This is a genomic window from Haloarchaeobius sp. FL176, from assembly GCF_024609245.1.
GTDB lineage: Archaea > Halobacteriota > Halobacteria > Halobacteriales > Natrialbaceae > Haloarchaeobius.
On record NZ_JANJYH010000003.1, the window covers coordinates 430,417 to 453,165 of the forward strand.

Consider the following 22,749-nt stretch of genomic DNA (forward strand, 5'->3'; position numbering starts at 1 on the left):
GGGCTCCGCTACGCCTCCCGCTCCCGCACGCCCGCCAGCGAGCCGAAGAAGCCGTAGTAGGCGACGACACCGCCGGCCAGTGCGAGGTGGTACGCCCACTGCGGGCTACCGAGTCCCCGGAACAGCGCGGTCACGACGGCGACCCAGACGACCGCGAACGCGAGGTCGAGTGCCATCCCGGACCGGTGTTCGCGCACGTGATCGACGAGGGTGGCGGTGTCGACCATCTCAGTCGCCCTCCCCGTTCTCGTCGACGACCATGACGGGCCGGTGCGTCGAGCGCAGCACGTTCTCGGTCACGCTGCCGAGCAGCACCCGCCGGACGCCCGAGCGCCCGTGGCTGCCCATCACGACGAGGTCGACGTCCCGGTCCTCGGCGAAGTCCGCGATGACCTTGTGGGGCTGGCCCGCCCGGAAGTGCGCGGTCACGTCGACGCCGCGCTCGCGGCCGGCCTCGACGACGTGGTCGGTCGCCTCGCGGGCCTTCGCTTCGAGTTCGTCCATCTCGCCGAAGCGGCCCGACCGGACGCGGTCGACCTGTTCGGTGCCGAGGCTCAGTTCGAGCGCGTCGGTGTCGACGACGTACAGCGTGTCGACCGCGGAGTCGAACTGCTCGGCGATGGCGAGTGCACGTTCGACGGCGAGTTCGGCCGTCTCGCTACCGTCCGTGGGGATGAGGATTCTGTCGTACATGGTCAGTCCTCCGTGGCTCCATCGGCGACCGACTTGCCACCGTCGGTCACCGCGTCGGTGCCGCCGTCCGTGGCGGCGACCTCCTCGGCCGACTGCTGCTGGCCCATCGGCTCAGGGCTGTGACACTGCCGGACGATACGCTTTATCTCCTCGTCGGGTTCGGCGGTCGCCATCGAGACGAGGATGGTGACCGCGAAGACGATGGGCGTGCCCGCCAGCGCGGCCCCGATGGCCGGGAAGATATCCGCGTAGAGCGGGACGATGGCACCGCTCTCGCCGGCGCTGAGGAAGCCGACGTACGCCGGGAGCACCTCGTTGACGATGGCGGCGACCCAGATGAGCAGGCCGGTCGTCATGCCGGCGAGCGCGCCCTGCCGGTTGGCGTTCTCCCACCAGAGCCCGAGGAAGAACATGGGGAACAGGACGAGCCCCGCGAGGCTGAACGCGTAGGAGACGAGCTCGCCGACCAGTGCGGGCGGGTCGAGCGCGAACAGCGTGACGACCGCACCGAGACCGACGATGGTCGCGCGGCCGACGAGGAGCTGCTGGCGCTGGCTTGCCTCGGGGTTGATGATGTTCGTGTAGATGTCGTGTGCGGCGGCCGACGAGGCAGCGATGAACAGCCCCGCAGTGGTCGCGATGGCGGCGGCGATACCACCCGCGGCGACCAGCCCGACGAACCAGGTCGGCAGGTTCGCGAGCTGGCTGGCGATGACGACGATGACGTCGCCCTCTGCGCCGGACATCCCGCTCGCGCCGTAGACGTCGCCGACGCTGTTCGCGTAGAGGTCGGTACCGAAGGCGGCGAACGCGGGTGCAGAGAGGTAGAGCAGACAGATGAAGAAGAGTCCCCAGACGGTCGACCAGCGCGCGGTGCGCTCGCTCTCGACGGTGTAGAACCGGACGAGCACGTGCGGGAGCCCGCAGGTACCGACGATGAGGCTGAACGCCGTGGCGACCCAGATGTAGATGCCACCGGTCGCGAACGGCTCGGTGAACTCGGCGTCGAGCTGCGAGAGCAGTGCGCCGTACTCGATCTGCGGTGCGATGGTGGAGTAGCCCTGGCTGAAGCCGACGGCGTACAGGCCGGCGAGGAACGCGACGATGAGGATGACGTACTGCACCGCCATGTTCTTCGTCGCCCCGAGCATGCCGGAGAGGGCGAGGTAGCCGACCGTGATGGCCATCAGCAGGACGACCATGGTGACGTAGTCACCCCCGAAGACGTAGATGCCGACGAGGCCCATCCCGCGGGCCTGGCCGACGGAGTAGACGAAGCCGATGAGGATGGTGGTCAGCGCGGCGATGGCCCGGGCGGCGTCGGAGTCGAAGCGGTCGCCGACGAAGTCCGGCGCGGTGTACTTCCCGAACCGGCGCATCTGCGCGGCCAGGAAGATGAGGAGGATGAAGTAACCCGTCGACCAGCCGACGACGAACGCCAGCCCGTAGTAGCCCGAGAGGGCGATGAGCGCCGCCATCCCGAGGTACGACGCGGCGGACATCCAGTTCGCGCCGATGGCCATGCCGTTCTCGACGTTGCCGATGGACCGCCCGGCCACCCAGAGGTCCTCCGTGTCCGCGACGCGGAAGGCGTAGCCGATGCCGAGAAAGAGCAGCAGCATCAGCGAGACCATGATGGCCGGGACGAGCTTGAACGAGGCGTTCAGCGCGTCCGGCAGGAGCTGGAGCGGCTCGAGCGCCGCCTGTCCGGCCACGGCCGTCATTCGTCGGTCCCTCCGTCGGTCGCGGCGACGGCGTCGCCGCTGTTGGTGTCGGTGCCCGTCGAGTGGTCGATACCGTACTTCGTGTCGAGCTTGTCGCGCTGGCGTGCGTAGACGAACGAGAGCAGGAGCGCGCCGCCCGGTGCGCCGATGGCCGTCAGCGCGTAGTGCAGCGGGAAGCCGAGCACCGTGGTGCTCGTCATGAAGTCGGTCGCGAGATAGGTCGCGACGACCGGGCCGAAGACGAACAGCGTCCACACCGCGAACATCGTCCAGATGATCCTGAGGTGGTCCCGCATGAACGGCGTCGCGGGTTTGAACAGGTGTATCTCCGCGTCGAGGTAGTCGGCGGTGTCGTGGCCGCCGTCAGTCTCGACGGGTGCGTGCGCCTCGGTGTCGTGAGTGTCTGTGTCTGACATGGTTCGTGTCGTGGTCGTGTGTCGTGCGGTCGTGAGCGGTGCAACAGCGAAAGCGAACGGTCGCGAGCCCTGGCGGTCAGTCGTCCCCCACGCTCGCGGCGATATCGTCGACGATATCCGGGTTCCGCAGGGTCGAGGTGTCGCCGAGCTCCTCGTCGTTGGCGATGTCCTCCAGAAGTCTGCGCATGATCTTGCCCGAGCGCGTCTTCGGCAGTTCGGGTGTGAAGACGACGGCTTCGGGGCGGGCGATCGGGCCGATGGCCTCCTCGACGCCCTCGACGATGGCCTCCCGCAGTTCCTCGTCCCCCTCGTAGCCGTCCTCGGTGATGACGTAGGCGTAGACGGCCTCGCCCTTCAGCTCGTGGTCGGCCCCGACGACGGCGGCCTCGGCGACGCCTGGGACGCCGACGATTGCGCTCTCGATCTCCATCGTCCCGAGCCGGTGCCCGGAGACGTTGACGACGTCGTCCACCCGACCGAGCACGGTGATGTAGCCGTCCTCGTCGACCTTCGCGCCGTCCTCCGGGAAGTACACCCAGTCGTCAGGGTCGTCGCTCTCCGTGTCGGAGTACTCGGCCCAGTACTCGGAGACGAACCGGTCGTCGTTGTTGTACAGCGTGCGGAGCATCCCCGGCCACGGCCTGTTCACGGTGAGGTAGCCGGCCCGTCCCTCCTCGACGGGGTCGCCGTCCACGTCGACGATGCGGACGTCGAGACCCGGCAGTGGCGGGCCGGCCGAGCCGGGCTTCATCTCGCCGACACCGGGCAGTGTCGTCACCATCATGCCGCCGGTCTCGGTCTGCCACCAGGTGTCGACGACCGGGCAGGACTTGTCGCCGATGTGTTTGTAGTACCACTTCCACGCCCGGGGGTTGATCGGCTCGCCGACCGTGCCGAGCAGCCGCAGGCTCGACAGGTCGTGGGCCTCGGGGTACTCCGACCCCCACTTCATGAACGCCCGGATGGCCGTCGGCGCGGTGTACAGCTGCGTGCAGTCGTACTCGTCGACGATCTCCCAGAGCCGGTCCTTCTCGGGGTGGTCCGGCGTCCCCTCGTACATCACCGACGTGGTGCCAAGCGAGAGGGGGCCGTAGACGATGTAGCTGTGACCGGTTATCCAGCCGATGTCCGCCGAACACCAGTACGTGTCCTCGGGCTCGATATCGAGGACGGCCTGGCTCGTCCATGTCACCCACGAGAGGTAGCCGCCGGTGGTGTGTTTCACCCCCTTCGGCTGGCCGGTCGTCCCGGAGGTGTACATCAGGAACAGCATGTCCTCGGCGTCCCGTGACACCGGCTCGACGGTCGTCCCCTCGTTCGCCGCGACGAGGTCCCCGTACGCGTGGTCGTGTGCGCTCGTCGGGTGGTCGTAGGTGTCGCCGAGGCGGTCCACGACGACGGTCTCGACGCCGTGGTCGACGCCGGCCAGCCCGTCGTCGGCCTTCGCCTTGTGTTCGAGCGCGTCGCCGCGGCGGTAGTAGCCGTCGCAGGTGACGAGGAACTCCGAGTCAGCGGCGTTCATCCGCGTCGCGAGCGCGTCGGCGGAGAAGCCGGCGAAGACGACCGAGTGCGGCGCGCCGATGCGTGCGCAGGCGAGCATGGCGATGGGCAATTCCGGCACCATCGGCATGTACATCGTCACGATGTCGTCCTCCTCGACGCCGAGGTCGCGCAGGCCCGCCGCGAACTCGTTCACCTCGCGATGCAGCTCCGCGTAGGTGTACGACCGGTTCGCCTCGGCGGTCGGCTCGCCGATCCACTCGATGGCCACCTCGTCGCCGCGGTCGTCGAGGTGCCGGTCGAGCGCGTTGTACGAGGCGTTCAGCTCGCCGCCCGTGAACCACTCGAAGAAGGGCGGGTTCGAGTCGTCGAGCACCTGGTCGTACGGCTCGTCCCAGTCGAGCAGGTCGGCCGCGCCCTCCCAGCACGCTGGCCAGTTCGCCTCGAACTCGTCGTAGATGTCCGGGTCCGAGACGTTTGCCTGCTCGACGAACTGTTCCGGTGGCTGAAACGCTGCCGTCTCCTCGAGCCGCGCCTCGAGGTCGACGTCGGGGTCGTCCGACATACGTCATCAGCCAACATCCCACGTAAAAAGCGGGGGCGCTAATCGGACCGGGAAGCTACCCGAACCCACTGTGACCCCCGTTTTCAGGCGTTCCAGCGCCTCAAACGCCGCTTCGGTTGTCGCTGGTTTCTCTCCCGGCCGTCACCGTTGGCTTCGGCTCGCCACCGGTCGTCTCTAGACAGTTAGCCGCCGGTCGCGCTCGCTGCCGCCGAGCAGCGGTCAGCCCTCGAAGTACGCGTCGAGCAGCTTCGACTGGGCGACGCGCAGGTGGTTGTGCAGCGTCGGCGACGCGACGTCCAGCGAATCCGCCAGCTCCTCCGCGGTCGACTCGCGGGGCCACTGGAAGTAGCCGCCGTGGTACGCCGCCCGGAGGACCGCGGCCTGACGCTCGGTCAGGTCGTCACGTAGCGACGTCGAGAACCCCGCGCCGGGGTCGACCGTGCGCTCGACGGTCTCCTTCGCGCCGAGGCTCGCCGCCGGGTACTGCTCGGTCAGGGCGTCGACCACCGCACGCACGTCGGCGTCGGCCGCGACGGTCGCGACGAGCGAACCTGCACCGTCCTCGGCGACGTATGACTCGACGCGGGCGTCGAGGTCAGCGAGCGTCAGCGCCGGCGAGGACGCGACCGCGAGCTCGACGACCGGTCCGTCGGCGGCGTCGTCGACGTAGCGCACCCGTTCGACGCGCTCGTCGTCGGCGAATGCGTCGGAGACGTCGCCGGGTGTCGCCCCCGCGACGACGGCGTACAGCACCAGCCCGGGACCGCCCGGAACGACGCCGGTCACCTCGACGCGGTCGGCCGGCCCGGCCGAGAGGTCGACGAGGACGGCCCCGGGGTCGCGGACCGAGAACCGCAGCTCGGTAATCACGTCGGCGACCAGCCGGCGACGGCGACGGACGGCGTCGAGGGCCCGGCCGACCAGCCCGCTGATCGCCACGAGGGCGTCGGTCTCGGCGTCGCCGACCGGAGCCGCGACGCCGACACCGAGCAGCCGCTCCGCGCCCTCGGTCGCGCCGACGGGGACACAGACGGCCGCGTCGTCGCCCCCGAGGTCGAGGACGCGGTGTGTGCCGGAGCGCAGGACCGCGTGGAGGTCGTCGGCGTGGTCCGCGATGATGGTGTCGACGACGCCCCCGTCGAAGCCGGCGTGTGCCCGGCGCTCCAGCCCGTCGTCGGTCGCGCGAGCGACCCACACAGACCCGTAGCCGTCGACCGCCACGAGACGGTCACAGAGCCCGGTGAACAACTCGTCCGTCGTCGTCACGGACGCGAACTCGCCGGCGAGCGTCGCGAGGAGCGCCACGGCCGCACGGGACCGGGCCGACAGCTCGCCGTCGTCGTTGCCGTCACCCGCTGCGAGCGCCGCCGCGAGTTCGACGCCCGACGGCTCGTCGAGGTAGGGCGCGAGGCCGGCGACGCTGTCGAACCCGGCCGCCTCGGCGACGACACGGGGGTCGACGCCGGCCCGGAGGTGTCGGAGCAGGAACTGCTCGCGGAGGTCCCGGCTCGACACGTCCGCAAAGCGGGCGTCACCCGTCGCCTCAGCCGCGCGGTCGGCCACCTCGCGGACGAGCATCTGGACGCGCCGCGGCGACACGTCGACGACCGGCTCGTCGGGGGCGCAGTCCGTCGCGTCGACGTACAGCCGGAGGTCGTGCGCCACGTCGGCCGGCAGGAACGCCGTCCGGTCCGGGATGTCGAGCAGGAACGCGTCGTCGACCGGGACGACCGAGTCCGGTGTGACTTGTGTCACCTCCGCCGGACGGAGCCCTGCCTCGCCACAGAGGCGGCAGACGAGGTCCTCGCGGTGGCTCTCGGCGTGCCGCCGCAGTCGCTCGTAGCCGGCGTCGCCGAGAGGTCGACTCATCTGTTTCGTGTTTCCACAGCCAGCGAAATAGTTGTATCGCCACAGACACCGCGATTTCGGGTATCTAGATCGTCAGTAATCAGGGTCCGAACACATCTGCCACTCAACCAGTTCGCATCTCTGTCAGCAACGAAACCCTGTCGGCGTGGCGAGGCGATCTACTCGCGCTGGCGCGCCTCCAGCTCGCCGACGACCTCCGGGTTGCGCAGCGCGCTCGTGTCGCCGTAGTCCTCGCCGTTCGCGATGTCGCCGAGCAGTCGGCGCATTATCTTGCCGGACCGCGTCTTCGGCAGGTCGGGCGTGAACACGACCTCGTCGGGGGTCGAGCCCGCACCGATGGCTGCCGAGACGGCCGCGTCGACGTCGTCACGCGCGACCGCAGCGCCCGCCGGCCCGTCCTCCGTGGTGACGTAGGCGACGATGGCGGTCCCGATGTCGGGGTCGTCGCGGCCGATGACCGCCGCCTCGGCGACGCCGTCGACCTGGACGGCGGCGTGCTCTATCTCGGCGGTGCTGAACCGCCGACCGCCGACGTTGAGCACGTCGTCGACCCGGCCGAGCACGGTGACGTAGCCGTCCTCGTCGACCACCGCCTCGTCGCCGACGCGGTAGCGCCACCGCTCGGGGGCGTCCGCCACCGCACCCCACTCGCTGGCGGTCGCGAGCTCGCGCGCCATCGCGGGCCAGGGGCGGTCGACGGAGAGCCAGCCTCGCTCGCCCGGCCCACAGACCGCGTCGGCGTCGTCGCGGACGGAGGCCTCGATGCCGGCCAGGGGGCGACCGACCGACCCGGGCTTCATCGAATCGACGCCGGGCAAGGTCGTCAGCAGCACCGCCCCCGTCTCGGTCTGCCACCAGGTGTCGACCACCGGACAGTCGCCGCCGCCGACGTGCTCGTGGTACCAGTGCCACGTCTCCGCGTCCAGCGGCTCGCCGACGCTCCCCAGCAGGCGCAGACTGGACCGGTCGTGGGCCTCGGGGTACTCCGTCCCCCACTTCATGAACGAGCGGACGACCGTCGGGGCGGTGTAGAGGACGTTCACGTCGTTCGCCGCGACGACTTCCCACGGGCGGTCGCGGTCGGCGGCGTCCGGACTCCCCTCGCTCAGGACCGTCGTCGCGCCGAGCGAGAGCGGGCCGTAGACGACGTAGGAGTGCCCGGTGATCCAGCCGAGGTCGGCGGTCCCCCAGATGGTCGTCCCGGGGTCGACGTCGAGGACGCGTTCGGTCGTCCAGACCACCTGCGCGAGGTAGCCGCCGGTGGTGTGGGTGACGCTCTTCGGCTCGCCCGTCGTGCCCGAGGTGTACATCCTGAAGAGCGGGTCGGACGACTCGCGTGGCACCGGCTCGACGGTCGTGTCCTCGTGTGCCGCCAGAAGGTCGTCGTAGCGGGCGCTGTCCTCGTCCTGGCTGTGGCTGCTCCCGGCCGCGAGCCGGTCGACGACGACCGTCCCGTCGAGGTCGTACGGGAGCGCCATCCGCGCGTTGTCGGCGCGGCGGCGCTGGTTCACCGCCTCGCCGCGACGGTAGTAGCCGTCGCAGGTGACGAGGTAGCGCGAGCCCGCACGCTCCATCCGTGTGGCGAGTGCGTCCGCCGAGAAGCCGGCGAACACGACGTTGTGGACCGCGCCGATGCGGGCGCAGGCGAGCATCACCGCGACCGCGGCCGGAATCGAGGGGAGGTACGTCGTCACGACATCGTCCTCGCCGACGCCGAGGTCGCGTAGCCCCGCAGCGACGGCGTTCACCTCGTCGAACAGCTCGCGGTACGTGTACGTGACGCGCTCGTCGAGGTGGCCCTCCCAGACGAGCGCGACCTCGTCGCCCCGCTCGTCGAGGTGGCGGTCGAGACAGTTCACACAGGCGTTGAGTTCGCCGCCCCCGAACCAGCGGAACGGCGGTCCGCCGTCTGCCGAGTCGAGAACCGTGTCGTACCCGCGGTGCCAGTCGAGCCGGTCGGCCGCCGCGGTCCAGCAGTCCGGCCACGGCGCGTCGAACGACGCCGCCTCGGCCGACCCCACGTTCGCCTGCCCGACGAACGAGGCCGGCGGGTCGACCACGTCGCCATCCTGCGGTCCGTCCGGCTCAGTCATCGGTTGGACATACGGGTTCGGCCGCATAAGGCTTCGGCCCACCGGGGGAGCGGGCGACGAGCAGCGCCCTAATATCTCCTTGCACTCATCCAACTATTCCATGTTACATGGCAACAGACCCCGTGTATTAAGTATCATTAGGGTAAAGCAGTGAGTCGAGTATGGTTAACGATGGTAAGCAAAAAACGGGCGCAGACTCACAGGGCAAAACAGATGCGGGACAGGGTGGCACCCGCGACGCCATCGTCCGTCGCCGGCCGTTACTGAAGGCGGCTGGGGCGGGGACCGGACTCGCTCTCACGGCGGGCTGTCTCGACAGCTTCGCCGGGAGCGACGGTGGCGGACGCCAGGAGCTCGACGGGCCGCTCAAGATCGGCGTTCTCGCCCCCGAACCCGCAAACGACCCCATCGGTGCGTCCATCGCGAACGGGGCGCGGCTCGCGGCACAGCAGCTCACCGAGAACGGCGGCGTCGACGGCTACGACGTGGAGGTCACCGTCAAGGACACGAAGGAGAACCCCGGCACTGGCAAGCAGAAGTACCAGGAGTTCATCCTCGACGACGAGGTCCACGCGACCACGGGCATCTTCACCAGCGAGGTGCTCCTGAACGTCCTCGACGACATCGCTGACCAGGGGAAAGTCCACCTGACGACCGGCGCGGCGACACCCGAGGCGAGTGCCCGGGTCCACGAGAACTACGACGAGTACAAGTACCACTTCCGGACCGGGCCCATCAACGCCTACCACCTCGGCACGAACCTCGTCGACTTCGGCGAGGCGATGTTCGACGAGATGGGCTGGGAACAGATCGCGGTCCTCGTCGAGGACTACGAGTGGACCCGCCCCGTCTCGCAGGCGCTCGACGACCAGCTGGGCGACACCGGCGTCGAGGTCGTGATGCGCGAGCGCTACGCCAGCGGCACGGAGAACTTCACGCCCATCTACGACGAGGTCGAGTCGACCGGGGCGGACGCGGTACTGACGGCGATGGCCCACACGGGAACGCCCGCCGTCGTCCAGTGGGCGCGACAGCAGCGTGGCTTCGAGTTCGGCGGCATCCACGTGCCGATGCAGCTGCCCTCGTACTCGGCGGCGACCGAGGGCGCGTGCCAGTTCGGCATCACGCAGAACTCGGCGACCCCGAAGTCCGAGGTCACCGAAAAGACGGTGCCGTTCGCGAACGCCTACCAGTCCGAGTTCGGGAGCGCCCCCGTCTACACCGGCTACATCACGTTCGACGCCGTCAAGCAGTACGCACAGGCGGTCTCCAGTGCGGGCTACGTCAGCTCCGACGAGGTCGTCACGGAACTGGAGGACAGCTCCTACCGGGGCACCGCGGGCACCATCGAGTACTACGGCCCCGACCACGAGTACGCCCACGACGTGAAGTACGGTCAGGACACGGTCTGGCCGCTGTTCCAGCAGTGGCAGGACGGCAGCCAGGAGGTCATCTACCCCGAGAACCTCGCAACCGCCGACTACGCCAGCCCGCCCTGGATCTGAGCATGGTCGACGTGGCTACACTGGCCGTGAACTCGGTCATCATCAGCGCGCTGTACGCGCTGGTCGCCATCGGGTTCACGCTCATCTTCGGCGTCGGTGGCGTCCTCAACCTCTCCCACGGCGCGACCATCACCCTCGGCGCGTTCGCCGCCTACTACGCGAGCGGCGGCATCGTCGAGGCGGGCGTCGGCGGGGCCGTCCTCGCCGCCATCGTCGTCCCGGCGCTGTTCAGCGCGGCGGTCTACAAGGGGCTCATCGAGCGCATCCAGGACCAGCCAGTCATGGTGATGATACTGACGCTGGTCGTCGCCATCGCGGTCGAGCAGGTGTTCCTCGTCGCCGAGGGCACGCAGCCGAAGTCCATCCCGTCGCTGCTCGACGGGACGGTCGCGCTCGGCGGGAGCAAGTTCCAGACGAACCTGCTCGTCGTGTTCGCGCTCTCGTGGGTCATCATCGCCGGGCTGTTCTACACCATCAACAACACGGAAACGGGCAAGGCCATCCTCGCGACGAGCATGACGACGAAGGGGGCCGCACTCGTCGGCATCGAGAGCGACCGCGTCAACCTCTACACGTGGGTCGTCGCGGGCGGGCTCGCCGGCGTCGCCGGCCTGTTCCTCGGCTCGTTCCAGACCGCGAACTTCGCGATGGGCCGCGGGCCGCTGATGCTCTCCTTCGCCATCGTCGTCATCGGCGGCATCGGGAGCGTGAAGGGCAGCCTCGTCGGCGCGTACGTCATCGGGACCGCCGAGGTGGTGACCGGCGCGATCAACACGCGCCTGACCGGGCTCGTCCCGCTGCTGTTGCTCATCCTCGTCCTGCTCGTCAAACCGGAGGGCCTGTTCGGGAGGGAGCTCGCCGAATGAGCGCCGACGCGACCGCCACCCGCGGCCTCGTCGGGCTGCTCGACCCGCGACGCTACGGAATCCGCCACCAGGCCGGCGTGGTCGGCCTCGTGCTGCTCGCCGTCGCACCCTACCTCGTGCCGACGGTCTGGGTCCGCAACCTCACCATCGCCCTGTTCTTCGCGATGTTCGCGATGAGCTGGGACGTGGTGTCGGGCTACACCGGCCAGATCAGCTTCGGGCACGCCTTCTTCTTCGCCATCGGCGGCTACTCGTCGGCCCTGCTCAACCTCGAGCTGGGGCTGCCGCCGGTCGTGACGGTGCCGGTCGCCGTCGTCGTCACCGTCGTCGCCGGGCTACTCGTCGGCGTCCCCGCACTGCGGCTGCGCGGGCCGTACTTCTCGCTGGTGACCCTCGTCGCGCCGACCATCCTCCTGAACGTGTTCATCCTGTTCAGCGACACGTTCGGCGGCGAGCTCGGGCTGGACTCGCCGGCTCCCATCCTCGACTTCGACGACCTCGCGGTCACGCTGGTCGCGAACTACTACCTCGCGTTCGCGCTGTTCGTCGGTATCCTCGCCGTGCTGCTCGCGGTGACCCGGTCGGACGCCGGGGCGGTGTTCACCGCCATCCGCGAGGACGAGGACGCCGTCGCCGCCTCCGGGCTCAACCCGGCGAAGTTCAAGGTGTTCGCGTTCGCACTGAGCGCCGCCGTCGGCGGCCTCGCCGGCGCGGTGTTCGTCCACACGCCCGTCGGGAACCCGAACCCCTCACAGCTGCTCGCACTGACGGTGAGCATCGAGGTCATCATCGCCGCCATCCTCGGCGGGATGGGCACCATCGTCGGCGCGGCCATCGCAGGCATCTTCCTGCGGCTGTTCCAGCTCTACCTCGGCACCGTCGAGTACGTCGTCCCCGTCGTCGACACCGCCGTCGCCGACGTCGACCTGCTGCTGTTCTCGCTCGTGACGCTCGTCCTGCTGTTCGCGCTGCCGGGCGGCATCGTCCGCTGGGCCGTCCACGGCGGCGGCGCGGCGCTGGACAACATCAGGGGACGCGATACGGCGACCGACGGCGGGCGCGACCCGCCCGACCGCGACGCTCTCGCCGCCGTCCGCGAGTCGTGGCGCGAGGACGTCGCCGCGATGCAGGCCCGTGTGCCCGGCGCAGAGCCCGGGCCCGACGAGTCCGCCGGAGGTGACCGCCGATGAGCACGGACTCCGAGGGCCCCGAGACAGACTGGGACGACGCAAGCGACGACGCGGCCGACACGTACGGCCCGGACGACGGCCTGCTCGTCATCGAGAACCTGACGAAGCGCTTCGGCGGACTGACCGCCGTCGACGACCTCTCCTTTGCCGTCGAGGAGGGCGAGATACTGGGTTTCATCGGGCCGAACGGTGCCGGGAAGTCGACGACGTTCGACTGCGTGACCGGCACCTATCGACCGACGAGCGGCACCGTCTGGTACCGCGGCGAGGACGTGACCGGGGTCGCGACGCACCAGCTGGTCGGCCGGGGCCTCGCACGGACGTTCCAGTCGTTCCGACCGCTCCGCGACCGCACCGTCGTCGGGAACGTCACGCTCGCGCTGACGCCCGACCGGCTGTTCTCGCTGTCGGGGCTGCGCGGGACGACCCGCCAGCGCGCCGTGGAGATGTGCGAGCGCGTCGGGCTCGGCGACCGGCTCCACCAGACGCCGTCGGAGCTGCCCCACGCGGGGATGCTCCGGCTGGAGCTAGCCCGTGCGCTCGCGACCGACCCCGACCTGCTGCTGGTCGACGAGCCGTTCGCCGGCCTCGCAGGGAGCGAGGTCGCGGAGCTGTCGGAGCTGTTCGAGTCGCTCCGCCAGGAAGGCATCACGCTCGTCGTCGTCGACCACAACATGCGGGGCCTCCTCTCGCTCATCGACCGCGCGGTCGTCATCCAGTTCGGCGCGAAGATCGCCGAGGGCACCCCGGAGGAGATACGGGACGACCCGACCGTGCAGGAGGCCTACCTCGGAGGTGACGGGCTGTGACGACCCTCGCCGTCGAGGACCTCGAAGTTCGCTACGGGCAGATCACCGCGCTGCGCGACGTGGCCCTCACCGTCGGCGACGACGAGATGGTCGCCGTCGTCGGGCCGAACGGCGCGGGGAAGTCGACGCTCGCCAACACCGTCTCGGGCTTCCTGCCCTACTCGGGGCGCATCAGTTACCGGGACGAGGACATCGCCGGGCTGTCGACGCAGGACCTCGTCCGGCGCGGCCTCATCCACTGCACCGAGTCGCGGGACCTGTTCGGCTACCTCTCCGTCGAGGACAACCTCACGCTGGGAGCCTACGGAAGCTCGGACGCGCGGGCAGGACTCGACGCCGTCTACGGGCTGTTCCCGCGCCTCGAGGAGCGCCGCGACCAGCCCGCGCGGACGATGAGCGGCGGCGAGCAGCAGATGCTCGCCATCGGTCGGGCACTGATGGGTGACCCGGAACTGCTCGTGCTCGACGAGCCGACGCTGGGGCTCGCACCCGTCGTCCTCGACGACATCAGCGACGGGCTCGAACGCATCCGCGACGACGGCGTCGCCGTGTTGCTCTGCGAGCAGAACGTCACGTTCGCGCTCAGACACGCGGACCGGGTCTACCTGCTGGAGAACGGGCAGGTACAGCGCGACGGCGACCCGGACCTGCTCCGCGACGACGAGTACGTCCGCGAGGTGTACCTCGGGACCTGAGCCAGGGGGTTTAACAGTCGTAACTTTTTGGCACAGATTCTTTACGATGGAACCCCATGCTACGGTATGTCGTTCCAGCTATCCGACGAACAGCGGGCCATCCGCGACGCGGTCCGCGAGTTCGGCGAGAACGAGATCCGGCCCGTCGCCCGCGAACACGACGAGCAGAAGCAGTACCCGCACGACCTCGTCCAGCAGGCCGCCGAGTACGACCTCGTCGCGCCGACCATCGACCCCGAGTACGGCGGTGCCGGGATGGACCTGCTCGAGAGCGTCGTCGTCACCGAGGAGTTGTGGCGGGCGGACCCCGGCATCGGGAGCGCCATCGGCTCCCGGGGCTTCGGCTCGACGATGATACAGGAGTTCGGCGACGACTGGATGAAAGAGGAGTGGCTCCCCCGGGTCGCGTCGGGCGAGTCCGCGACCTGCTCCTGCATCTCCGAGCCGGCCCACGGATCGAACGTCGCCGGCATCGAGACGCGCGCGGAAGAGGACGGCGACGAGTGGGTCCTGAACGGCAACAAGATGTGGATAACGAACGGGACCGTCGCCGACGTGGCCGTCGTCATGGCCAAGACCGACCCCGAGGCGGGTCACCGGGGCATCACTGCGTTCCTCGTCCCGACCGGGCTGGACGGGTTCGAGACGACGAAGATAGACAACAAGCTCGGCATCCGCGCATCGGACCTCGCCGAGATCGTGCTGGACGACGTGCGGATTCCGGCCGAGAACGTCATCGGCGAGGTCGGCAAGGGGTTCTACCAGCTCATGGCCTTCTTCGCCGACGGCCGGACGAACGTCGCCGCACAGGCCATCGGTACGGCCCAGGCCGCCCTCGACGCCGCCGTCGACTACGCCGGCGAGCGCGAGCAGGGCGGCCAGCGCATCGGCGAGTACCAGGCCATCCGGCACAAGATAAGCGAGATGGCGACGAACGTCGAGGCCGCCCGGTCGCTCGCGTACCGCGCCGCGACCCACGTCGAGTCGGGCGACGACGACGTGGCCGCGAAGTTCGCCAGCATGGCGAAGCTGTTCGCCAGCGAGCACGCCGTCGACGTGGCAGACGAGGCCATCCAGGTCCACGGCGGCGCGGGCTTCGTCACCGACCACCCCGTCGAGCGGTTCTACCGCGACGCCCGCATCACGAAGATCTACGAGGGCACCAGCGAGATACAGAAGAACATCATCGCCGACCAGCTGCTGTAGCCTACCCTACCAGCCCGGAGTGGGCGGCGGGCACGACAGCGACGTAACCGCAACGCGGTCGTGAGATATCGTCCCACGACCGGCGCAAGGCTATTGATGGGGGCTCCGTCTACTGTCGCGTATGCAGCCATCCCGTCGGTCGGTCCTCCGCGCCGGTGGCCTCGGTCTGGCGACCGGGCTGGCCGGCTGCCTCGACTCGCTCCGTCCCGGCAGCGGGACGAGCGACGACCTCGCCCTGGCGTCGGTGGACGTCAACGGCTCCCCCGGTGACGAGGTCGTCGTCCAGCCCGCAGGCAACACGGTCGTGCTCGACTTCTTCGCGACGTGGTGCCAGCCGTGCAAGCCCCAGATGACCGAGCTTCGGGCGGTCCGCGAGCAGTTCCCCGACCTCCCGATGCGCTCCATCACGACCGAGTCGGACCGCGACGCCGTCCGGACGTTCTGGCGCGAGCACGACGGGAACTGGCCCGTGTTGCTCGACCCCGAACTGCAGGCGTCGAGCACCTACGACCCGCGCGGGTTCCCCACGCTGTTCGTGTTCGACGCCGACGGCGAGCAGGTGTGGGACCACACCGGCCTCGCCCGCTCGCAGGACATCGCCGCCGCCGTCGAGCGTGCCCGGTCGTGATCGGGGTCTCGCAGCTCTCCTTCGCGTTCAGCGCCGGAGTGTTCACGTTCCTCGCCCCCTGTGCGTACCCGCTGCTCCCCGGCTACGTCGCGTACTTCCTCGGCGAAGGCGACGAGGAGTCGACCACGCGCTCGCTCGCGACCCGCCTGCGCCGGGCCGTCGTCGTCGCGAGCGTCACCAGCCTCGGCTTCTTCCTCGTGTACGCCCTCCTCGCCGGGGTCGCCGGGGCCCTCGGAGCGAGCGCGCTCTCGAACGTGAGTACGCTCGAACTCGTCGTCGGCGTGGTGCTGATCGGCCTCGGGCTGGGGATGGCCACCGGCCGGTTCCAGCCGACGATGCACCTCCCGCTGCCCGAGCGACGGCGGTCGGTCGGCGGCTTCTTCGCCTTCGGCGTCGTCTACGCCGCGGCCGCGGCCGGCTGTACCGCGCCGCTGTTCGTCGCCATCGCGGGGGTCGCGCTGAACGCGAGCCCGACCGGCGCGGTGCTCCTGTTCGGCGCGTACGCGACCGGCATGAGCCTGCTGATGCTCGCGGTGACGCTGCTCGCCGCAGTTGGGCGGGCCGCCATCCTCCGGCGGCTCTCCGCCTCGACGGGGCGGCTCACCCGCGTCGCTGGCGTCGTCCTCGTCGTCGCCGGCGTCGTCCAGCTCTACTACTACCTCTTCGTGTTCGACGGGCTGGCGACGTTTGGGCTGTGACTCGCCGGAACACGTCACGGCGGACGACGATGTATCCCGCGAGGACCTGGTGGCACGCGACGACGGTCGTCGGTGGGCACGACTGCCTGCCCACGGCGACCGGGACCGGCAGCCGAACCATTCCCCGGAGCACCGGGTAACGCTCGCAGAACACCTTCGACTGTATTTTTTCGCGGCCGTCAGAACTCGTGGTTGCGCTCGACGACGAGCTCCGCCCGCACGTCGATGCTGGCGTCGTAGCTCACGTTCCCGGAGACGACGCCCGTCGAGCACTCCTTGATCTCCAGCGTCCCGCTGCCACCGCTGCACGCGAACAGGTTGTCGCGGACGAGGAGGCGCTCCGCGCTGGCGAGCAGCCCCACGTCGTCAGGGATCCGCTCGAACGTGTTGTGTTCGACGACGAGCGTCCGAATCCGACGGCCGGTCTCCCGGAACCAGGTGAGTGTCTGGGGGCCGCCACCTTCGAAGTGGTTGTTCCGAATGTGGACGCTCCCGAGCGACTCGTCGGAGTCGAAGAGGACGTGCGCCGACGTCTCGCTCGCGGCGACGTCCGGGAGGACGAACGTGTTGTCCGAGATCTGGACCGACTCGACGGTCGTGTCGGTGAACTCTATCTGGCCGGAGGCGACGTCGGGCAGGTAGTTGTCGACGAACACGTTGCCCGTGACGACGATGTTGCCGCCCGCCCGGTCTGAGTCGTCGATCTTGATGCCGTGGCCGTTGCCCTCGAAGTGGTTGTTCGCGACGACGGCGTCGGTCGCGGCGAGGTCGAACACGTCGCCGGTCTCCCTCGCGTTGTTCAGGAACGTCGAGTTGACGATGCGGAGGTGGGGCGCGGACGTGTGGTAGCCGTGGCGGTCGCTGTCGCGGACGACGCAGTTGTCGATGGTGACGTAGTCGGCGTCGTCGTCCTCGCCGATGCCGTAGCCGCCGTCGCCGTCGACGCTCCTGCCGCCGAAGACGATGCAGTCGCGGAACGTCACGTGACTGACGTCGGCCCGGACGTCCGCCGTCCGGGTCCGGGTCGACCGTTCGTCCTTGTTTGCGTCGAGGACGAGTCCCTGAATCGTGACGTGCTCGATGGGTCCGTCGCGTGCCTCGATGGCGAAGTCGGTCTGGGACTCGCCGTCGTCCCTGGGGTGGTCCTGGAACGTCAGCTTCGCGAACTCCGAGCGGACCTCGGTGTAGCTGCTGGCCACGTCCAGCTGGCGGTCCGGCGTGTACTCGCCGCGGCGGATGAACACCCGACCGCCCTCGGTGGGGGCGTCCGCCAGCGCGTCGAACGTCGCCTGCAGGACGCGCCCGTCCTCCGCGCCGGCCTCGCCGCTGAACGCGACTGCCAGCGTCTGCCCGTCGTAGGCGCGTATCTCGCCGTCCTCCTTCGTGACGACGTACGCGGCCGGCAGCAGCCCGGAGCCGTCCGCGACGACTGGCTCCTCGTCTTCCGTCGTCGTCTCCTCGGTGGTCCGCGCGGTCGTCGCCCGGGTGGTCGGGTCGGCCGTCTCGGTCGCCGTCCCGGCGTCGCCATCGCCGGAACAGCCGGCGATGCTCCCCAGTCCGATGGTGGCTCCCGCGCCGAGCAGCCGCCGCCGTGTGACATCTCTGCCCATGGGCCTCTCTGTCGCGTCCGGGGTATAGCTGTTTTCGCCGTCGGAGGAACGCTCTTGCCGGCAGCGCCCGTCACGGGAGACATGACACGCATCGCGCTCATCGCCCACGACGACGAGAAGCCGGAGATGCTCGACTTCGCCGGCACGCACCGCGAGTACCTGGAGACCATCGACATCGTGACGACCGGGACGACCGGCACGCGTATCCAGGCTGAGACCGGGCTCGAAGTCGAACGCAAGGCGTCCGGCCCGATGGGCGGCGACCTCCAGATCGGTGCCGAGGTCGTCGACGAACGCCTCGACGGCATCGTCTTCCTGCGCGACCCACTCACCGCACAGCCGCACGAACCCGACATCTCGGCGCTGTTGCGTATCTGTGACGTGCACGACACGCCGCTGGCGACGACCCGGTCGGGCGCGGAGTACCTGCTCGCCGGCGTCGCCGAGGAGGATGGCGTGGACCTCGACGGGTGAACGCGTCGTCGGTTCTCCAGCCGGGGCTCCCGTGGCTTTCTGTGTAGGCCCGGCTTTGAATCGGCTCGCAGCCGTCCCTCCGATGCATGAGTGAGGAATCCCACGGCATCGACATCGAGGAAGACACCGACCTGGAGACGGCCGACGACGCCGACGAGGAGGAACGCGAAGCGGCCGCGGCCCAGGCTCGCGAGGAGGAGCGTCGAGCTGAGGAACGACAGCAGCAACACGATATCGAGCAGGAGTCCGAACTCCGTGAGAAGGAGGCGAGTGAGCAGGAGAACCCCGACAATCACCGCGACGGGGAGCCGTTCCAGTCGTAGCGAGTAGCTCGTGTCGGGCCGTAGTCACTGTCACGCGGCCGTCCACCCGTCCAACAACATGAACGCATCCACAGTCGCCATCGCAGCTGGTCTCGGACTGTTCGTGCTCCCGATTCCCGGTACGTTCATCACCGGTGCACTGGTCGTGCTGGCCGGCGGTCTCGCGCGCTGGCTCGGGTCGTAACCCCCGCGCGCGACACACGCTCCTGTATTTTTGTACCAGTACGACGAACTGGCGACCGTGCAGGAGCGGCGCGACCGACCGGTCACGCGGCGAGCGCTCGTCGCGGGAGCGTGTGCGCTCGCGACCGGCTGTATCGGTCTCGACGGCTCGTCGCCCGGGAATCCCGCGCGTGGAGAGGTGACCAAAATGACAGCACTCGAACTCACGAGCCCAGCGTTCGACGACGGTGAACGGATTCCAGCGAAGTACGGCTACCGAGCCGAGAACGTCAACCCGCCGCTCGCCATCGCTAACGTGCCCGACGAGGCGGTCACGCTCGCGCTAGTGATGGACGACCCCGACGCGGTCGAGCCCGCGGGGAAGGTGTGGGACCACTGGGTGGTCTGGAACGTCCCGCCGGACCGCCGGGAGGTCCCCGAAGACTGGACGCCAAGCGACGCGATGGAGGGCACGAACGACTACGGCGAGGTGGGTTACGGTGGCCCGAACCCGCCGGACCGCGAGCACCGCTACCGGTTCAAACTGTTCGCGCTCGATTCGGCGCTGTCGCTACCGGTCGACACCGACGCCGACGCGCTCGGCGAGGCGATGGCGGACCACATCGTCGGGCAGACCCAGCTCGAGGGGACCTACCCCGCCTGAGTTCGGGACGACCCCCGTCGGTCGTCCGAACGCTTACCCCGGTACTGCCAGAACGTCGACCTATGCCAATCGTCAACGGCGACGACATGGAGTGGACGATGGTCGGCGACGGCGAGGAGGCCCTCCGGCGGAAGAAGCTGGCCGAGCCGGCCGGGGGCGAGTCGCTGGGCTGCAGCCTCTACGAGCTACCCGCAGGCGGCAAGTCGTGGCCCTACCACTACCACACGGGCAACGAGGAGGCGATGTACGTCCTCGACGGAGAGTGCACGCTCCGGCTCGACGGCGAGATGGTCCCGCTCGAGGCGGGTAACTACGTGGCGCTCCCGGCGGACGAACGCGGCGCCCACAGGGTCGTCAACGACAGCGAGGGACCTGTCAGGTACCTCGCGATGTCGACCATGACGGAGCCGGACGTGACGGTGTACCCCGACTCCGAGAAGATCGGCGTGTACGCCGGCTCGCCGCCGGGCGGATCGGGCGAGCGTAGCGTCCACGGCTACTACCGCGTCGGCGACGACGTGGACTACTGGGAGGGCGAGTGAGGCCTAGTCCCACTCGAACTCCAGCCCGGAGCAGTGCGGCCGGTCCTCGAGTTCGGGACAGCCCTGGCAGTCGTCGAGTGCGGTCAGCCCCTTGTAGCCGACGTAGGGAACCAGGAAGCCGACGAACAGGACGGCACCGACCAGCCGGTCGGCGGGCCGGAAGAGCAACGGGAGGGCGGCGACGGCGAGTCCGACCGCCAGCAGTGCTTTCGTCACCATCTGCCAGCGGATGCTCCGGACGTCGAACAGCGCCTTCGAGACGAGCAGGGGGGCGGCCAGCGCCCCCGCGACGGCGTACAGCGCGACAGTCGGGACGACGAACACACTCGGGACCATCAGGTAGAGCAGCGACAGGAGCGAGAGCGAGGCGAGACCGACCGGGTAGACGACGAAGCAACCCAGACAGAGCTGTGCGCCGTAGAGCTCGAACGTGTGGTGCGAGTAGTACGCACAGGACGGGTGGTGGGCGAGTACGATGGGCTTTCGCTGCCAGACGTACTGCACGAGCCGTTCGAGTGGGTTCGACATGTGAGTGGTATCCGTTACTGACCGGGAGGGCGACCGACAAAAAACTACGCCGGACGGGCGGTCCTAGAACTCCTCTGTCTCGTTCTCGGTGCCGTGCTCGTGGCCCATGCCACCGACATCGTCGAGGTTCTCGCCACAGTTCGGACAGGTACCTGCACCCATCCGGACGGCCTCGCGGCACTCGGGACAGACCCACATCTCCTCTTTGTTGCTGATGTAGTAGTATATGCCAACCGGCAGGCAGATCAGCAGCCCCACGATTAGCCCGGCCATGCTTCCGTCGAATTCGGATGTCGTCTCCATACAGGGCTCAAATCAGAGACTAGTCACTTAAATGTGTCGTCGATGAGACCTTTCCACGGCGAGGCAGAACGCGGCTCCTTCCCGTCCGCGCGCTCGACGAGCAGCCGTGCAACGCCAACCAGCTCGCGAGCGATGGCTCCCGGGTCCGGCCGACGGGGACGACCACCGGCACGACGACCGCCGGCGGTCCCGGCCCCTACTGACTCCTCCGGCCGGTCACTCGCGGCAGTCTCCGGCACGAACATCGCCGAGAGGCACTCAATCGCCCGAAATCAGCCGGTCTCCGGCCAGCTGGTCGCTCGAACCGAACGCGGAAGCCTTATCGGTCTCCCGCTCGTTGGTCCGGTTGCAATGGCGAAAGGCAAGGTTGACTTCTTCAACGACACAGGCGGCTACGGTTTCATCGAGACTGAGGACGCGGACGAGGACGTTTTCTTCCACATGGAGGACGTTGGCGGACCGGACCTCGAAGAGGGACAGGAGATCGAATTCGAGATCGAGGACGCCCCGAAGGGCCCGCGCGCGAAGAACGTAACCCGTCTCTGAGCGTCGCTTCCTAACGGACGACCACGATTCGATTCACGCTCGCGCCTCTTTCGGCGCGAGCCACAACTTCGACCACGAGGAGCACCGCTCCTCGCATCCATCCTCCGCACGGCTGCTCGACCGCGAGTGACGACACTCGACGGCGGGCACGCCGGGCTCCTACACGAACGGACAGTTTCTCGAGTTCGCGCACCCCACACAGACACATTTACCCAGATTTAGTAGATTTTACCCCCGGTCCCAGAACTATTATAGGAATATAAGTGTCCAAACTTGCGCTATTGGGCAAGATTTTAATACACCGGCACATATCGTCGAGTGCAGCGGTGACCCGCTGTGCGCTGGAGTGCACCTGCCGACGCGAGTCCGCAGGGTCTCCGTGTGCTGCCGTCACTCATGCTCTGACGGCGGCCGTGAGTGGCTGCACGGCCGCCGTCCCCGTGTCCTACACATCGACGAGCGACCGCGTCTTGTGGCCTCGAAGTTTCCGACGGCTACTGTGTGATACACACCCGCTCGTGAGAAAGTGTATCATTATGTATCGAAGGTAGTATTAGGTATTTTCATCGCATAGGGCATAACTTTATATTCGATGCAGACGTCGCTTGTAGTACGATGAGCACCCAACGCGCCGTCCTCAGACAGACCACCGAACCGATTCCGACCCAGCTGACCTCGCCGACCGCGAAGCTGATCTACCTCTACCTCGACACCACTGGGCAGTCGACCGTCGACGAGATGCAGCAGTCGCTCGACATCCCGAAGCTCGCACTGTTCTCGGTCCTCGGCTCGCTGACCGACTCCGGGCTCGTCGAATGCGACGGCGGCTGCTACGCCGCCAGCTGAGCCCGCCGTTCCGGTTCCGTCTTCTGCGACTCTGCGACCGATTGCTTTTCGCTGTGACTGCGCTTCGAAGCCTTTATTCGCGCGCTCGGCCTCAGTTGCCCGTAATAACCATGTCCGACAAACCGGCGTCGATGTACCGGGAGATTTCCAAGCCCGCGTACACCCGGCGTGAGTACATCACCGGCATCCCCGGCTCGAAGATCGCACAGCACAAGATGGGCGACACCGCCAGCGACGCCGACGACTGGCCCGTCCAGATCTCGCTGGTCCTCGAAGAGGAGTGCCAGCTCCGTC

Annotated in this window: 26 protein-coding genes and 1 pseudogene; 16 read left to right on the forward strand and 11 right to left on the reverse strand. The window is 68.5% G+C overall.

Going from position 1 to position 22,749, the window contains the following annotated elements:
• Nucleotides 1-8: 8 nt before the first annotated feature.
• The 7 genes from NO978_RS08370 to NO978_RS08400 all read right to left on the reverse strand — a co-directional run bounded on the left by NO978_RS08370 (nucleotide 9) and on the right by NO978_RS08400 (nucleotide 8,860).
• Nucleotides 9-227 (reverse strand): hypothetical protein, encoded by a 219-nt coding sequence (locus tag NO978_RS08370; RefSeq protein WP_257299110.1) that lies wholly within the window; start codon nucleotides 225-227, stop codon nucleotides 9-11.
• 1 nt (nucleotide 228) lies between these two features.
• Nucleotides 229-693, reverse strand: a complete 465-nt coding sequence (locus tag NO978_RS08375) for a universal stress protein (protein WP_257299111.1) — start codon at nucleotides 691-693, stop codon at nucleotides 229-231.
• Between the two features lie 2 nt (nucleotides 694-695).
• Nucleotides 696-2,417 (reverse strand): VC_2705 family sodium/solute symporter, encoded by a 1,722-nt coding sequence (locus NO978_RS08380; RefSeq protein WP_257299112.1) that lies wholly within the window; start codon nucleotides 2,415-2,417, stop codon nucleotides 696-698.
• Nucleotides 2,414-2,833, reverse strand: a complete 420-nt coding sequence (locus NO978_RS08385) for a DUF4212 domain-containing protein (RefSeq protein WP_257299113.1) — start codon at nucleotides 2,831-2,833, stop codon at nucleotides 2,414-2,416. The genes NO978_RS08380 and NO978_RS08385 overlap by 4 nt, the downstream gene beginning before the upstream one ends.
• A 76-nt stretch (nucleotides 2,834-2,909) precedes the next feature.
• Nucleotides 2,910-4,898: an acetate--CoA ligase gene (gene acs, locus NO978_RS08390; protein WP_257299114.1), complete on the reverse strand. Its 1,989-nt coding sequence runs from the start codon at nucleotides 4,896-4,898 to the stop codon at nucleotides 2,910-2,912.
• A 219-nt stretch (nucleotides 4,899-5,117) separates the two neighbouring features.
• Complete coding sequence (locus NO978_RS08395) at nucleotides 5,118-6,767, reverse strand: bacterio-opsin activator domain-containing protein (protein ID WP_257299115.1); 1,650 nt, start codon at nucleotides 6,765-6,767, stop codon at nucleotides 5,118-5,120.
• A gap of 158 nt (nucleotides 6,768-6,925) precedes the next feature.
• Complete coding sequence (locus tag NO978_RS08400; RefSeq protein ID WP_257299116.1) at nucleotides 6,926-8,860, reverse strand: acetate--CoA ligase; 1,935 nt, start codon at nucleotides 8,858-8,860, stop codon at nucleotides 6,926-6,928.
• Nucleotides 8,861-9,021: 161 nt separating this feature from the next.
• On the opposite strand from NO978_RS08400, the gene NO978_RS08405 reads away from it, so the two are divergent.
• The 8 genes from NO978_RS08405 to NO978_RS08440 all read left to right on the forward strand — a co-directional run bounded on the left by NO978_RS08405 (nucleotide 9,022) and on the right by NO978_RS08440 (nucleotide 16,457).
• Nucleotides 9,022-10,365: an ABC transporter substrate-binding protein gene (locus tag NO978_RS08405; RefSeq protein WP_257299117.1), complete on the forward strand. Its 1,344-nt coding sequence runs from the start codon at nucleotides 9,022-9,024 to the stop codon at nucleotides 10,363-10,365.
• Between the two features lie 2 nt (nucleotides 10,366-10,367).
• Nucleotides 10,368-11,231, forward strand: coding sequence for a branched-chain amino acid ABC transporter permease (locus NO978_RS08410; protein ID WP_257299118.1), 864 nt, complete (start codon nucleotides 10,368-10,370; stop codon nucleotides 11,229-11,231).
• On the forward strand, nucleotides 11,228-12,421 hold the full coding sequence (locus NO978_RS08415; RefSeq protein WP_257299119.1) for a branched-chain amino acid ABC transporter permease: 1,194 nt from the start codon (nucleotides 11,228-11,230) through the stop codon (nucleotides 12,419-12,421). Before NO978_RS08410 ends, NO978_RS08415 begins: the two co-directional genes overlap by 4 nt.
• Complete coding sequence (locus NO978_RS08420; protein WP_257299120.1) at nucleotides 12,418-13,230, forward strand: ABC transporter ATP-binding protein; 813 nt, start codon at nucleotides 12,418-12,420, stop codon at nucleotides 13,228-13,230. Before NO978_RS08415 ends, NO978_RS08420 begins: the two co-directional genes overlap by 4 nt.
• Nucleotides 13,227-13,925 carry an ABC transporter ATP-binding protein gene (locus NO978_RS08425; protein WP_257299121.1) on the forward strand — a complete coding sequence of 233 codons (699 nt, stop codon included), beginning with the start codon at nucleotides 13,227-13,229 and terminating at the stop codon, nucleotides 13,923-13,925. The genes NO978_RS08420 and NO978_RS08425 overlap by 4 nt, the downstream gene beginning before the upstream one ends.
• A 66-nt stretch (nucleotides 13,926-13,991) precedes the next feature.
• The gene (locus tag NO978_RS08430; protein ID WP_257299122.1) at nucleotides 13,992-15,131 is read left to right on the forward strand and encodes an acyl-CoA dehydrogenase family protein; all 1,140 of its coding nucleotides are present in this window, start codon (nucleotides 13,992-13,994) and stop codon (nucleotides 15,129-15,131) included.
• 121 nt (nucleotides 15,132-15,252) lie between these two features.
• Nucleotides 15,253-15,759 carry a thioredoxin family protein gene (locus NO978_RS08435; RefSeq protein WP_257299123.1) on the forward strand — a complete coding sequence of 169 codons (507 nt, stop codon included), beginning with the start codon at nucleotides 15,253-15,255 and terminating at the stop codon, nucleotides 15,757-15,759.
• The gene (locus NO978_RS08440; RefSeq protein ID WP_257299124.1) at nucleotides 15,756-16,457 is read left to right on the forward strand and encodes a cytochrome c biogenesis protein CcdA; all 702 of its coding nucleotides are present in this window, start codon (nucleotides 15,756-15,758) and stop codon (nucleotides 16,455-16,457) included. Before NO978_RS08435 ends, NO978_RS08440 begins: the two co-directional genes overlap by 4 nt.
• Nucleotides 16,458-16,636: 179 nt before the next feature.
• Here the strand turns inward: NO978_RS08440 and NO978_RS08445 are convergent, their stop codons facing one another.
• On the reverse strand, nucleotides 16,637-18,067 hold the full coding sequence (locus tag NO978_RS08445; protein WP_257299125.1) for a right-handed parallel beta-helix repeat-containing protein: 1,431 nt from the start codon (nucleotides 18,065-18,067) through the stop codon (nucleotides 16,637-16,639).
• Nucleotides 18,068-18,148: 81 nt separating this feature from the next.
• Here NO978_RS08445 and NO978_RS08450 point away from each other — a divergent pair, with 81 nt between their 5' ends.
• The 5 genes from NO978_RS08450 to NO978_RS08470 all read left to right on the forward strand — a co-directional run bounded on the left by NO978_RS08450 (nucleotide 18,149) and on the right by NO978_RS08470 (nucleotide 20,232).
• Nucleotides 18,149-18,541 carry a methylglyoxal synthase gene (locus NO978_RS08450; protein ID WP_257299126.1) on the forward strand — a complete coding sequence of 131 codons (393 nt, stop codon included), beginning with the start codon at nucleotides 18,149-18,151 and terminating at the stop codon, nucleotides 18,539-18,541.
• A gap of 86 nt (nucleotides 18,542-18,627) precedes the next feature.
• The gene (locus NO978_RS08455) at nucleotides 18,628-18,864 is read left to right on the forward strand and encodes a hypothetical protein (RefSeq protein WP_257299127.1); all 237 of its coding nucleotides are present in this window, start codon (nucleotides 18,628-18,630) and stop codon (nucleotides 18,862-18,864) included.
• 58 nt (nucleotides 18,865-18,922) lie between these two features.
• Complete coding sequence (locus NO978_RS08460) at nucleotides 18,923-19,048, forward strand: hypothetical protein (RefSeq protein ID WP_257299128.1); 126 nt, start codon at nucleotides 18,923-18,925, stop codon at nucleotides 19,046-19,048.
• Between the two features lie 186 nt (nucleotides 19,049-19,234).
• Nucleotides 19,235-19,690, forward strand: coding sequence for a YbhB/YbcL family Raf kinase inhibitor-like protein (locus NO978_RS08465; protein WP_303647249.1), 456 nt, complete (start codon nucleotides 19,235-19,237; stop codon nucleotides 19,688-19,690).
• A 62-nt stretch (nucleotides 19,691-19,752) separates the two neighbouring features.
• On the forward strand, nucleotides 19,753-20,232 hold the full coding sequence (locus NO978_RS08470) for a cupin domain-containing protein (protein ID WP_257299130.1): 480 nt from the start codon (nucleotides 19,753-19,755) through the stop codon (nucleotides 20,230-20,232).
• A 3-nt stretch (nucleotides 20,233-20,235) separates the two neighbouring features.
• On the opposite strand, the gene NO978_RS08475 is transcribed toward NO978_RS08470, so the two are convergent.
• From NO978_RS08475 to NO978_RS08485, 3 genes are all read right to left on the reverse strand, one after another.
• On the reverse strand, nucleotides 20,236-20,760 hold the full coding sequence (locus tag NO978_RS08475; RefSeq protein ID WP_257299131.1) for a hypothetical protein: 525 nt from the start codon (nucleotides 20,758-20,760) through the stop codon (nucleotides 20,236-20,238).
• 63 nt (nucleotides 20,761-20,823) lie between these two features.
• Nucleotides 20,824-21,063 carry a hypothetical protein gene (locus NO978_RS08480; protein ID WP_257299132.1) on the reverse strand — a complete coding sequence of 80 codons (240 nt, stop codon included), beginning with the start codon at nucleotides 21,061-21,063 and terminating at the stop codon, nucleotides 20,824-20,826.
• A 23-nt stretch (nucleotides 21,064-21,086) separates the two neighbouring features.
• On the reverse strand, nucleotides 21,087-21,308 hold the full coding sequence (locus NO978_RS08485; protein ID WP_257299133.1) for a hypothetical protein: 222 nt from the start codon (nucleotides 21,306-21,308) through the stop codon (nucleotides 21,087-21,089).
• A gap of 106 nt (nucleotides 21,309-21,414) precedes the next feature.
• Between NO978_RS08485 and NO978_RS08490 the strand changes: the two genes are divergently transcribed.
• From NO978_RS08490 to rpl10e, 3 genes and pseudogenes are all read left to right on the forward strand, one after another.
• Entirely contained in the window at nucleotides 21,415-21,609 is a 195-nt protein-coding gene (locus tag NO978_RS08490; protein WP_089732034.1) for a cold-shock protein, read from the forward strand.
• 615 nt (nucleotides 21,610-22,224) lie between these two features.
• Nucleotides 22,225-22,455, forward strand: a complete 231-nt coding sequence (locus NO978_RS08495) for a helix-turn-helix domain-containing protein (RefSeq protein WP_257299134.1) — start codon at nucleotides 22,225-22,227, stop codon at nucleotides 22,453-22,455.
• Between the two features lie 110 nt (nucleotides 22,456-22,565).
• Nucleotides 22,566-22,749, forward strand: a pseudogene (gene rpl10e / locus NO978_RS08500) (50S ribosomal protein L16); the annotation flags it as partial.